This is a genomic window from Frankia sp. CeCAU1, from assembly GCF_977971845.1.
In genome coordinates this window covers 26,867-38,278 of the sequence record NZ_CDWWXA010000036.1, presented here as the reverse complement: position 1 = coordinate 38,278, position 11,412 = coordinate 26,867, and the positions used below count along the sequence as shown (strand labels likewise).

The 11,412-nt window shown below is 70.9% G+C and carries 13 protein-coding genes and 1 pseudogene; 8 read left to right on the top strand and 6 right to left on the bottom strand.

Going from position 1 to position 11,412, the window contains the following annotated elements:
• The 8 genes and pseudogenes from AC08OO_RS09315 to AC08OO_RS09280 all read left to right on the top strand — a co-directional run.
• A partial coding sequence (locus AC08OO_RS09315) for a hypothetical protein (RefSeq protein WP_476618419.1) occupies positions 1–379 on the top strand: 379 nt, incomplete at its 5' end.
• Positions 380–498: 119 nt separating this feature from the next.
• A complete protein-coding gene (locus tag AC08OO_RS09310) occupies positions 499–813 on the top strand; it encodes a hypothetical protein (protein ID WP_476609577.1) in 315 nt (104 codons plus the stop codon).
• Positions 814–1,218: 405 nt separating this feature from the next.
• A complete protein-coding gene (locus AC08OO_RS09305; RefSeq protein ID WP_476609576.1) occupies positions 1,219–1,374 on the top strand; it encodes a hypothetical protein in 156 nt (51 codons plus the stop codon).
• A gap of 43 nt (positions 1,375–1,417) precedes the next feature.
• Complete coding sequence (locus AC08OO_RS09300) at positions 1,418–3,196, top strand: asparagine synthase-related protein (protein ID WP_476609575.1); 1,779 nt, start codon at positions 1,418–1,420, stop codon at positions 3,194–3,196.
• The gene (locus tag AC08OO_RS09295) at positions 3,189–3,467 is read left to right on the top strand and encodes a PqqD family protein (protein WP_476609574.1); all 279 of its coding nucleotides are present in this window, start codon (positions 3,189–3,191) and stop codon (positions 3,465–3,467) included. Before AC08OO_RS09300 ends, AC08OO_RS09295 begins: the two co-directional genes overlap by 8 nt.
• Entirely contained in the window at positions 3,464–3,886 is a 423-nt protein-coding gene (locus AC08OO_RS09290; protein ID WP_476609573.1) for a lasso peptide biosynthesis B2 protein, read from the top strand. Before AC08OO_RS09295 ends, AC08OO_RS09290 begins: the two co-directional genes overlap by 4 nt.
• A 19-nt stretch (positions 3,887–3,905) precedes the next feature.
• Positions 3,906–5,024, top strand: coding sequence for a protein-L-isoaspartate O-methyltransferase family protein (locus AC08OO_RS09285; protein ID WP_476609572.1), 1,119 nt, complete (start codon positions 3,906–3,908; stop codon positions 5,022–5,024).
• Positions 5,025–5,197: 173 nt separating this feature from the next.
• A pseudogene (locus AC08OO_RS09280) lies at positions 5,198–5,679 on the top strand (helix-turn-helix domain-containing protein); the annotation flags it as partial.
• A gap of 1,150 nt (positions 5,680–6,829) precedes the next feature.
• Here AC08OO_RS09280 and AC08OO_RS09275 read toward each other — a convergent pair.
• The 6 genes from AC08OO_RS09275 to AC08OO_RS09250 form a co-directional block, all read right to left on the bottom strand.
• A complete protein-coding gene (locus tag AC08OO_RS09275) occupies positions 6,830–7,549 on the bottom strand; it encodes a nucleoside/nucleotide kinase family protein (RefSeq protein WP_476609571.1) in 720 nt (239 codons plus the stop codon).
• Positions 7,536–8,297, bottom strand: a complete 762-nt coding sequence (locus AC08OO_RS09270) for a WbqC family protein (RefSeq protein WP_476609570.1) — start codon at positions 8,295–8,297, stop codon at positions 7,536–7,538. Before AC08OO_RS09270 ends, AC08OO_RS09275 begins: the two co-directional genes overlap by 14 nt.
• Positions 8,294–8,995: a PIG-L deacetylase family protein gene (locus AC08OO_RS09265; protein ID WP_476609569.1), complete on the bottom strand. Its 702-nt coding sequence runs from the start codon at positions 8,993–8,995 to the stop codon at positions 8,294–8,296. Before AC08OO_RS09265 ends, AC08OO_RS09270 begins: the two co-directional genes overlap by 4 nt.
• A gap of 96 nt (positions 8,996–9,091) precedes the next feature.
• The gene (locus AC08OO_RS09260) at positions 9,092–10,216 is read right to left on the bottom strand and encodes a glycosyltransferase family 4 protein (RefSeq protein ID WP_476609568.1); all 1,125 of its coding nucleotides are present in this window, start codon (positions 10,214–10,216) and stop codon (positions 9,092–9,094) included.
• A complete protein-coding gene (locus AC08OO_RS09255) occupies positions 10,213–10,704 on the bottom strand; it encodes a phosphoribosyltransferase (protein ID WP_200923092.1) in 492 nt (163 codons plus the stop codon). The genes AC08OO_RS09260 and AC08OO_RS09255 overlap by 4 nt, the downstream gene beginning before the upstream one ends.
• Positions 10,694–11,401, bottom strand: a complete 708-nt coding sequence (locus AC08OO_RS09250) for a 7-carboxy-7-deazaguanine synthase QueE (protein WP_476609567.1) — start codon at positions 11,399–11,401, stop codon at positions 10,694–10,696. The genes AC08OO_RS09255 and AC08OO_RS09250 overlap by 11 nt, the downstream gene beginning before the upstream one ends.
• Positions 11,402–11,412: the final 11 nt, after the last annotated feature.

Below are 11,412 nucleotides of genomic sequence, written 5' to 3'. Positions count from 1 at the left end.
CACCCGACTGGACCTCGACCATGGACATCGACGACCACCACGCCGGCAGACCCAACCTCGACGAGGCCGACCCGCCAGAACAGGCCGACCCGGCCTGCTCGACGCCCTCGCCTTCGCCCTGGCACCGCGTCTGTTCGCGATCGTCGCCGAGACCGCGGACCCCGCCGACATCCACGTCGCCGCCTGGGGGCTCCAGTTCCACGACCAAGTGACCGTGATCGGGCCCGACGGACAGGTGACCGGCTCCTTCACCTCTCCGGACCGCGCCCTGTGGATCTTCTCCTACCTGAACGCGACACTCCACGTCGTCTGGCACGCCCAGCCCCGCATCGCACGCCCGCACCAACCTCGCCGGCGGATCACCCGGCTCAGACGCTGACGGCGCGGCCTCCCGCGGCCTGCGCCGTTGCCGTCCTTCCCGGCTGGGACGACAGCTCTGCGCTGTCCCGCGGCGCCCCGGCAGCCCCGCTCGGACCACCGACGACGAAACCGGCTCACATGCTTCCTCACCACGGCGCGGTGCCGCCCGCGCTCCGTCCGATTGTCCTGCTCGCCAGGATGCGCGACATGCTCCCGGCCGCGCAGTTGGCGGGCCTACTCGCCTCCTTCACACCATCCATTGACCCGGCAGGTCCCGAATGGTCTGACCTGTGCTCCGCCCTGGACTCCTATGACCGGGCGGCACAGCTCGGCCTGAATCCGGACGAGGCCCGCTACCAGGTCGACACCGCCGCCACGATCCTCCACCTGTGGTACAGCAGCACTGACCAGCAACGGCACAGCGGCGTCCACGAGCACCGAACGGCTCGATAGACCCACCGCGCACAGCCATCGCCACGCCCATCACCCGGCTGGTGCCAACAGCGCCCGCCTGCCTACTCGTCAGCCGCTCGCCGCGCGAACAGATCGGCCGCTCGGCGCCGAACAGATCGCACCGCCTCACGCCATTTCCGCAGCTCAACCGTCTCGTGGCAGCCGAATGAAAGGTTCGTGACGGGGGGAATGACAGGCACCCCAAGCCGCGTGATCATCACAGCTGGCCTGCTATGGGTCGGTGAGTTCCGGCGACATTGGCCGACTGTTCGGCCGATCACGATATCGTCTTCACGGAACGTATCCGGCCGGTAGCGCCGGTGTATGGCGCCGGCCGGAAAGCTCACAGCCGCGCCGCACGGAGGGGCAGCGCCCGTGACGTCACGAAGCATCGGAGGAAGTCCCGTGACAGGTACGAACGACGAGGACGGTCCGGCGGACGTCTACGAACCACCGGAGCTGACGCCCGTCGGCCATGTGGACGGGCTGACGAAGGGGTCGTATTCCCGGGACACGTCGGATGACAGTGACGCGGGCAAGTACTACCACGCCGACGGCTGACCCGAGCCGGGCTTCCCCGGGCTGGGAGAATCTGCACTGGTGGATGCTGACCACCGACGTCTCCGTCGCCACGGCGGTCGCCTCGCGGGTTCCTGGGGCCAGCGTCCTGGTGCGGGATGGGAGCGGGCAGCCGTGGCTGGTTGGCACCGTCCGGCCCCGCCAGGTCCACAGCGTCCAGGTGGACCGGGTGTCGATGGCCGTGCTGGGCGATCCTGTCGTGGCCAGGGGCACGGTCGAGGCGGTAGCGCAACGCGGCGCGGGTGCGCTGCTCGACCTGGCGGGCGCGTTCCAGCTGGCGCAGCTTGGTCCTGCCGGTGCGGACGTGTGGACCGACCCCGTCGGCTACCACCGTGCCTACACGGCCACCTGGCGAGGGCGGCTGGTGGTGGGCAGTCATGCGGGGCCGCTGGCCTGGCTGACCGGTGCCGGCCTGGACCGGCGCTGGTGGGCGGCCCGGCTGTGTAGCCCGGAGATGCCAGCGGCACTGCGTGACCTGTGCAGCCCCTACGCCGGCGTCTGCCCGGTCCCGGCTGGCTACCGGCTTCAGGTCCCCCGTGAGGGAGGTGCCTCGCGGCGCTCGCCGTGGTGGCAGCCACCCGACGCTGACCTTGCCCTGCCGGCTGCGGCGGGTCTGCTGCGGGACCGTCTGTCGGCGGCGGTCACGGGCAGGATCAGCGCGGCCGGCGGGCCGGTGACCGTGCAGCTCTCTGGCGGCCTGGACTCGACCGCGCTCGCGATCGTGGCCGCGCGCACGGCAGCCCCGCAGGGTGTTCTACTGGCCACGGTCCAGGCCGCTTCCCCGGCGAACACCGACACGATGTGGGCGCAGCGCGTCGCCGGCGCGCTGCCCTCCGCCCGGCATCGGATCATCGGCGTGGAGGAGATCCCGGGATTCTTCGAGGACCTGCCCGAGGCGACGCCGCGGTTCGACGAGCCGGTTGGCCATGTCGCGGGTGTGGCCAGGACCCGGTACGTCGCACGCCTGCTGGTCGCGCATGGCTCGTTGGTGCATCTGAACGGCCAGGGTGGCGATGAGGCCGTCACCGCGCCGCTGGCCTATCTCCGCGACCTGCTCGGTCGCGATCTTCGCGGGGGATGGCGTCAGATACGGGAGCAGGCCGCGCTGCGCGGGATGTCGACGCGTCGGCTGGCTGCCGCCACCGCCGCGACCGGGAGCTATGACAGGTGGATGCGAGGGATCGACCCGCGGCGCGAGGTCGATCCCGCGGCAGCGGCCGTCGAGTGGGAGGCGCCGCCCTTGATGCCGGCGTGGGCGACGAACGAGGCCGTCGCTCTCGTCACCGACAGTCTGCGCCAGACCGATGCGCCGACGACGGTCGGCTGGGGACGGACGCGGCATGCCACGCTGGCCCGGCTGCGCGCAGCCGCCCACGGTGCCCGTCTCTACGGGCAGGTCCAGGCAGCGCACGGACTAGAATCGGCGTTTCCCTACCTGGACCGTGCGGTCGTGGAGGCTGCGCTGTCCTGCCGGACGTGGGAGTCGACCGACCCCCGCCAGCCCAAGCCCCTGCTCGTCACTGCGCTGGAACCCCTGGCCCCGGCCGGGACGATGAGCCGGCGCGACAAGGGCCACTACACCGCCGAGCTGTACGCCGGATGGCGCCGGCACCGCGACCACCTCCTCGACCTGCTCGCCGCCCCGATCCTCGGCGACCTCGGATTGATCGACCCGGGGCGGCTGCGCCACGCGGCGCGGACATTCGCCACCTCGGGCCTCCCACCGGGCCTGCTCACCGACACCCTCGCCCTGGAGCTCTGGCTGCGCGACCAGCCCGCACCGCTCCGACGAGCAGATGACTGAGCACCAGCTTCCGCGCCGGGTACGGCTGCGCCGCGGGGTGCTGGCCACCACGACCGCCGACGGGATGACCCTGGTCAATCCCGCTGGCGAGGTCTTCCACCTGAACCTCTCCGGCCGGGTCGCTGTCCTCGCGCTGGAGCGCACCGGGACCACCGCGGCGGCCCTCACCGCCATGCAGGAGCGCTACACGCTCGACCCCGTCACGGCCGAACGGGACCTGCACCGGCTGCTGACGCAGCTGCGGCGCGCACGCCTGGTCCGGACCCGATGAGCATCCCCATCGCCCTGCCCCCGCCAGTCCGGATCGGCGTGGCCGACCGGTGGCGGGCCCGCGCCGCCGTGCTCGCCGCCCGCGGCCTGCTGACCGCGACGCGCCGCCGCCCCACGCTGCGGCACCACCTCCTGCGGCTCCTGCGCCGTCGCACCCGCCCCGCCGGCGTGGACGAGGTGCGCCGGGCGCACCGTGCCATCACCACCGTCAGCCTGCACTGCGCCAGCGGCCACGGCTGCCTGCCCCGCTCCCTGGCGATCGTGCTGTGGTGCCGTACCACCGGCCAGCACGCGACCTGGGTGCTGGGCACCACCGTCGACCCGCCGGCCGCCCTGCACGCCTGGGTCGAAGCCGCCGGAGCACCGGTCGCCGAACCGGTCGATCCCCGCCTGCTCTACCAGCCCATCCTCACCATCTGACCCGGAAGGAACCGTGCGCGTGCCCACCACCCCGACCACCTCGCCGCTGGCCACTCGCCTCGCCGACTACGCCGACGCGCTGCGGGCGGGCGGCGCCATCCGCACCGACCCGGTGCACGCCGCGTTCGCCACCATCCGCCGGGACCTCTGCCTGACCCACTTCCAGCACGCCGGACAGACGATCACCGTCACCCACGACACCACGCCGACCCCGGCCGTGCTCGACGCCATCTACAGTCCGCAAGCCCTGGTCACCCGTACCGCGGGCATCCCGTCCTCGTCCTCCGCACCGACGATCATGGCGAAGATGCTCGAAGCGCTGCATCTTCAGCCCGGACAGCGGGTCCTGGAGATCGGCGCCGGCACCGGCTACAACGCCGCCCTGCTCGCCCACCTCACCCAGGCCAGCGTCGTCACCGTCGAAGCACACCCGGCCACCGCAGCCGAGGCCACTGCCTCCCTGCGTCGCCTCGGCGTGCACGAGCAGGTCACGGTCCTCGAAGCCGACGGATACCACGGCGCTCCCGACCAAGGCCCCTACGACCGGATCATCGTCACCTGCGGCATCGCAGGCATCCCACCCGGCTGGCTCGACCAGCTCACCGACACCGGCCTGATCCTCGCCCCCCTGCTCCACGGCGGCATCCACCCGATCATGACCGTCGGCCGCGACGGTCGGGTCACCGGCTGTATCGGCGGTGACTTCATGCCCGCCGCCGGGCCGCTGCGCCCCGACCAGTTGATCGGCCGCAACCCAGCTCGCCCGGTCCCCACCCGGCCGCTGGTCTTCTCGGCCAGCCTCACCGGCCCCCTTGACCCACCGACCTACCACGACCTGTGGTTCCACCTCGCCACCGGCGACACCCGGATCACCCGGGCGTGGATGGACGACGACACCTTCCCCGCGGGCGCCGGCCAACTCGCCCTGCACACTCCCGACCAGCACACCGCGTGGGCACGCAACACCGGCACGGTCGCCGCGACCGCCCCCGACCTCGGCGAGCAGCTGACACTCAAGGTCCGCCGCTGGCTCAGCCACAACCAGCCCACCGTGACCGACCACACCGCACATCTCGCGCCAGCCGCGGGCATCGTCCCACCCCTCCAGCGTCCGACCGCCTGGACCGGGACCGGCTGACTGAGGGAGGTTGCCGACGATGGCGCACCTGCCCGACGGAACGCCGGGCTCAGTGGGTGGCCGGCTGCGCCCATCCGTTCGATTCGTGACGTGACGATTACAGTGAGAATGGCGCGTATCGCGAGGACCGGAAGATTGGTCGACCGGGTCTGGAGAGGATGTGCGGTGGCGTCATGAGCAAGCTCGGCCGACGGGCGGAGCAGGACGAACTACGTGCGCGGATGCGCGCGGTCGGCATGTCCCACGACGAGATCGCGATCGAGTTCGCCCGCCGCTACGGCTACCGTCCCCGCGCCGCGCACCGGCACGCGCACGGCTGGTCCCAGGTGCAGGCGGCCGGGCACATCAACGCGCACGCCGTCCGGGTCGGCCTCGACCCCCGTGGCGCCGCCCCGATGGACGGCCCCGGCTCAGCGAGCTGGAGAACTGGCCGCTGCCCAACAACCGCCGCCGGCCCACCCCTCAGCTCTTGGCCCTGCTCGCCGAGGTCTACGGCACCAGCATCCACAACCTGCTCGACGTCGACGACCGCGAACAGATGCCTCCGGCGGACCTGCTCCTCATCGACCGTATCGACCGTATCGTGCCTGACGATGGCCGCGATCTGTCCACACCTCGGGCCGCGCCTTCGAGCCCCGGGCTTCTCCAGCCAGGCTCCCTGGCTGCCCACGCAAACGTTTCGGGGAATCTCGGGATACCGCCGCCGATCTCACCTCGATCGCCGGTATCGATCGAGACGGTCTGGCCGGCCGCCGCCGTCCAGTCGCTCCCAACCCCCACAGCGGTGGAGCAGATTCTCCGCGGCGCATCTGAGGAATCTGCCGACGTTCTATATGCGATCGACGTGGCTCCTATAGGTTCGCTCGCCTTGGAGCAAATCAATTCCGATATAAGGCGGATCGTCACTCTCTACTCACAGCGTCCCGCATTGCCTACTTTTCTTGAGGTGCGTGCGCTGCGGGCCAGGGTCTTTCCGTTGTTGACGGTGAGGCACCGGCCGGACCTGTCGCGCGATCTGTGCTACCTGGCGGGGCTCCTGAGCGGCATCCTCGCCAACGCCGCCTTCGATCTCGGCTCGCTCGATTCCGCGCAGACACATGCTCGTGTTGCCTTCGCCTGCGCGGACCAGGCGGGTCACAACGGCCTGCGGGCCTGGGTTCGAGGCACTCAGAGCATGCTCGCCTACTGGGATGACCGGCCAGCTGACGCCGTGGAACTGGCCCAGGACGGTTGGCGTTACCTGCCGGAGCGAGGGACTTCCAGGGTCCGTCTCGCGTCGCTGGAAGCGCGGGCGCTGGCCCAGATGGGCGACGGTCACGAGGCACGTGCGGCCCTCGGCCGCGCAGAAGAGGCCCGGGAACGCGTCACACTCGACGATGATCCTGGTGGCATGCTGGCCTTCCCGCTAGCCAAGCAGCTGTACTCCGCAAGCTCCGCCACCCTGTGGCTGACCCCAACGCCCACCAGTCTCCAAGCAGCCGAACGGGATGCGGCCACCGCAGTCGCTCTCCTGGCGGCGCTGCCAGAGGGGCAACGGCGCGTCGGCGAGGAGTCCCTGGCCCGCACGGATGTTGCCCTGGCCCGCATCCTGAGCGGTGATCTGGACGGTGCGGTGTCCGAGGTCCGCATCGTGATCGAGATGTCATCGGTCCGGCGCGTGGAGAGCGCGATGCGACTTCCCGGCCCGGTGACGGGGCTGTCCCGATGCTCCTCGATCGTTCCGAAGTAGCAGTACCGGCAGGAGAGGGGACATGGGCTGCGCAGCGCCCACAGCAGGGTGACCGCCTTCTCGCCGCCACCCCTGGTCATCGGGACTCCTGGGGCAAGGCCGCGGCCTGGTCGCAGGCTGCGACGATGCGCCGCACGCAGGTGTCCGCGTCCAGGTGGGTGCGGTCCAGGACCTCGAACGGTTGGGGCGATGCGGCGGCGAGCAGGCGGTAGAGGCTGGTAACCCGCTGCATGAGCGCCACCTCGCTCGGGCTGGCCTCGCGGCCGATGCGGTGCTCGAAACGCTCCAGACAGCGGTCCGGGTCATCGACAAGCAGGAGCGTGGTGGTGGGCAGGGGCCGCCACTGCGCCAGCAGCTCCAGAATGCGACCGGCCACGGCGAACGCTTCGTCGAGGGGAGCCTCGGCCGAGAGGACGGCGGCCTGATAGACGGCCACGCTGTGGGGGCCGCGGTCCTCCAGGACGACCTGCCCCGGGGCGGTCCTTGTGGCCTCGTGTCGGTGGACCTGAAGCGCGGCCAGCAAGAGGGTCTCGGTCCGCGGATGTCCGGTACGCAGGAACAGGTCGCCGGTCGCGCGCAGGGCACTGATCACCTGGCCCGGGAGCAGGGCAGGGGCCTGGTCGGGAAGCTCGACCAGCGGCACGCACCTCTGTCCGAGGTGCTGGAGGGCGATGCGGGCCAGGTAGGTCTTGCCGACACCGTTGGTGCCTTCGAGGGTGACCCAGGCTTGGGTGGGCGCCGGGGCAGATGCGGTGCGCAGGGCGCCGCTGGTCGGGGGTTGATCATCGGGCGGCATGGGCGTCCCCCGTGGGGGTGGCCGATGTCCACGGGCTGTTCGCCGCGCCGGCTGCCAGGACGCTGCGGGCGTCGGGTCCTCGGTGCAGCAGGAGATCCAGGGCAGACAGGCCGGGGCTGAAGTCCGGGCGGCCCTGGTCGTAGGGCGGGTGGGCGTAGGTCGCGATCTCGATCTCGATGTCCGCGCGGGCGAGGCTGCCAACGTCGAGGTAGCTGGTTGCGCCGGTGCCGACCCGCAGCATCCGCGTGCCGGTCAGTCGGCACAGGTCGATCAGCATGTCGGTGCTGCGGCCTGTCGGTCTCAGCGCGCTCGAACGCACGATGTCGACCGAGATACCGAAACCATCGAGGAGAAGTCGCAGCAGCGCCTCGTTCAGGGCGGCGAGCCGCTCCCAGGGCCGGCCGTAGACGGCCGCCAGGCGCGGTTCCCACTGTGGCCAGAACGGGGCGCGGCGGTATCCGTCCGAGATGATCCGCCAGTGCCGCCCTCGCCACCGGTCGTCGTCGATGAGGACGTCCGAGATCGGTTGGTGGTGTGGCCGGCGGATCGGGACCGTCAGCAGTCGGCGTTCGCCGTCTCGGCCCAGGACGTAGTTGCGCTGCTGCCAGCTGCCCGCGGAGTACTGGACATGGTCGAGCAGGAGGAAACGGTCGACATCCAGAAGCCGGGCGAAGTAGCCCGGCCAGGGCAGGTAGGCCGGCTGGTGCGCGACGAGGACGTGGCCAGCGGCCGGGTTGGTGCCGCTCATGAGAACGCCATGCGATACACGGCGAACCGCTCGGCCGCTGGGGTGCCCGCCTCCGCGCCGGCCGCGCAGTCCTGCGCCTGGATCTTCTGGACGCTGCGGGGATGCGGGTCCTCCCGCAGCTGGCTGCGGTAGCAGGCGAGAGCCTTGGCCTTGGTCTGAAGGGTCGGGGTGATGTCGACGAGTACGGGCCGGGGTGAGGGACCGGCGAGCCAGGCCCGGTCTTCGGGCCCGTCGTAGCCCAGTACGACACGCGGCAGCGGCCGGCCGGCGCGAAAGCCTGGCCGTACTGCGGCGAGGGCTGCCAGATGTACGGCCTGGTGGTCCTGGTGGTGGCCACCGGCCGGGATGAACAGGGCGGCCGGCCGGGATACCGCCAGTGACACGTCCGGGCCCGATTCGATCAGTGCGACCAGCTCGGGAAGATGCGCGCTGGGGCTGGCCGCGCGCTCGTCGTCGAGCCAGGCGACCCTGCGCCGGTCCACACCGAGCACATCGCACGCCTCCTGGAACTCGTCCAGGCGCGTGCGGGTGTCTGAACTGCCGCCGAACATCGGCGCGGTCACGCAGGCGACGGCGAGCGCGTCGACCTGGATGCCGTAGCCGGTCATCGCGGCGATCGTGCCGGCCATGCCGACGGTTTCATCGTCGGGATGGGCACCGACCACCAGCGCCCGATCTCCGGGATGTAGCCCGAACACAGAGGCCCTCCTCTTGTCCGTGGAAGGGGTGCGACGGGGCCGTACGGACAACCCGTACGGCGGAGTTCCAGACCCGGGAAGATCCGGGTCGTCAGGTCAAGCGGGGGCGGCGGCCGTTGCGGCGAGGAACGCTTCGGCTGCCTTCTCGGGTGTGTGGGCGGCGAGCCGTTCGGGTGCCGATCGGCTGGCGGCGTGGTAATCTTCGGCGTTGTCCAGCAGGTCGTCGAGCGCGTCCCAGACGGCGGGGAAGCCCGACCTCAGCGACACCACCCGTCCTGCCGGGCCGATCAGCGTGGGCACATAGCCATGCCCAAAGGTGATCACCGGGGTGCCGGCGGACAGCGCCTCGGCAGCCGTGTGGCTGAACGTCTCCGGTTCCAGGGACGAGATGACCGTGGCCGCCGCGCCGGCGAAGAACGAGGGCACCTCCCACCACCCCAGCGCTGGCAGGAGCTGGACAACGTCGGGACGTCGCGCCGCCTGCTCACGGCACGCGGCCAGCGCCGCGGCCTGCTCGCCGGCCTCGAACTCGAAGTCGGCCTCGGCGAGCACGATCTCCACTCGGCGATCCCACTGCGGCGGCATGGCCGCCAAAAACGGGGCCTGCCCCTTGACGGGCGCGACCCGGGAGACGACCCGCAGCGGGCCCGACTGGCGCAGCCGCTCCCGCTGCTCGCGGTCTGGTGGCTGCGGAAGGGTGAGAACCCCGTTGGGCACCACCCGCCAGGCGCTGGTGTCCCAGTCATCCTGCGCCGCCGCGTCCACGAGATAGGGGCTCGCGGGCAGGACCACGTCGGCGGCGGCCATCGCGGTCCTCCACGTTTCCGCCGATCCGGGCCGGATCTTGTTGTGCATCATCAGCGCCGTCCGTACCCCGCGCGGCGCTGGGTTCAGGTAACCCAGCCCCCAGACAGGCGCGCCCCAGCACACGACCTCGATCCGCCGCTCGCGCAGCACGCGCGACACCTCGGCCACGACGGGTCCGGCCTCGGCGAGCGCGGCGAGCACGTCGGCGTTGAGCGCCGGCCGCGGCAACCGCACCGACTCCAAGCGGACGAGCCCCGGCTCGGCCTCGTCTCCCGGCTCCGCGGGGCCACCAGCGATGACCACGACGCTGTGGCCGAGGCTTCGCAATCCGGCCGTCAACGCGGCGATGCTTCGCTCGATACCGGAGGGATGATTGGGCCGGTAGGTCAGCAGGCAGAACGCGACCGCTGTCATGGCCGCTCCCACGGAAAGACGACCCACCGCCGGACCTCACGTCCGATGTAGGTCGCAATACGCCAATTACCGCTCGTGGGACCGCGTGTGGCCGGCCAGTTCGCCAAGTTCTGGAGGCACACGGCGGTACGCACGCTGCCAGGGTGGTTGTGGGCCAGGTGGCTGCGGGCGGCATCGAGCGTGCCACCACTGCCCACCACGTCATCAACGAGGAGAACGTCCCGATCGTCGAGGCGGCCGACGGAGTCTGGGTTCGTGAGGACGGGCCGTTCGACCTTCGGCGCGTTCACGCCGTCCGACTGAGTGTGAGTGATCGTCAGGGCGCGTACATCCCGGACACCGAGATGGTGAGCGAGCAGCACCGCCGGGACCATCCCGCCTCGCAGGATGCCCACGACCACATCCGGGACCCCGTCAGCGATCACCGCGGCGGCCAGCGCCTCGGTGATCCCGGCGATGTCATGCCAGGTGAGGAGGTCAGCGTCCACGGGCATCTCCCCACAGGAGGATGTGCAGACGAGGCGTCAGGTTCCACCCGCGTGCCAGCACCTCGTCGCCGAGCGATCTCATGACGGTGAGCGTCGACTCTGTGTCGGTGCCCTCGGGCATCACCCAGATCGGCGCAAGGCCGAACCGGGCCTCCAGAGCGGAGATCTCATCCAGATCGGCGAGGTCCCGGACAACGAACTTCCACACGCAGGCCGCCGTCTCGGCAAACGTTCGGATGACGTCCGGTCGGACCCGTCGGCCCTCCTGAATCCCGCTGTTCGCCAGTTTGATCCCCACGTTGAACTGGGCGGTGGACGCGGCCAACGCGGGGCCGGGAACGAGCGTGCCGTTCGTCTCGATCTCCACACGTTTACCCGCAGCCGCCAACGAGGCCACCAGGTCTGCCAGGCCGTCCCGCTGAAGCAGCGGCTCTCCCCCGGTGATTACGACGAGCGTCGCCGCGGAGCTCGTCGCCCAGTTGACGAGGTCGGCCGCGCGGGCGTGTCTGGTCTCGGCGCTGCGGTCGAAGCGGCTCCAGTCCCAGGTGAAAGGCGTGTCACACCAGCCGCAGCACAGGTTGCAGGTGGCGAGACGGAGGAACAGCGCCAGCCGGCCGGAGGAGGCGCCTTCACCTTGGAAGGTGGGTCCGAAACATTCGCTGACCAGGATGTCCCGAGGCGGCGCTGCGGATTGCACCGTCGGGATCA

What these genes read in the sequence shown, in the direction of transcription:
- AC08OO_RS09310 (WP_476609577.1), top strand. Translation starts at nt 499, where the DNA reads ATGCTTCCTCACCACGGCGCGGTGCCGCCCGCGCTCCGTCCGATTGTC.
- AC08OO_RS09300 (WP_476609575.1), top strand. Translation starts at nt 1,418, where the DNA reads ATGCTGACCACCGACGTCTCCGTCGCCACGGCGGTCGCCTCGCGGGTT.
- AC08OO_RS09295 (WP_476609574.1), top strand. Translation starts at nt 3,189, where the DNA reads ATGACTGAGCACCAGCTTCCGCGCCGGGTACGGCTGCGCCGCGGGGTG.
- AC08OO_RS09290 (WP_476609573.1), top strand. Translation starts at nt 3,464, where the DNA reads ATGAGCATCCCCATCGCCCTGCCCCCGCCAGTCCGGATCGGCGTGGCC.
- AC08OO_RS09275 (WP_476609571.1), bottom strand. Translation starts at nt 7,549, where the DNA reads ATGCCGCCCGATGATCAACCCCCGACCAGCGGCGCCCTGCGCACCGCA.
- AC08OO_RS09270 (WP_476609570.1), bottom strand. Translation starts at nt 8,297, where the DNA reads ATGAGCGGCACCAACCCGGCCGCTGGCCACGTCCTCGTCGCGCACCAG.
- AC08OO_RS09260 (WP_476609568.1), bottom strand. Translation starts at nt 10,216, where the DNA reads ATGACAGCGGTCGCGTTCTGCCTGCTGACCTACCGGCCCAATCATCCC.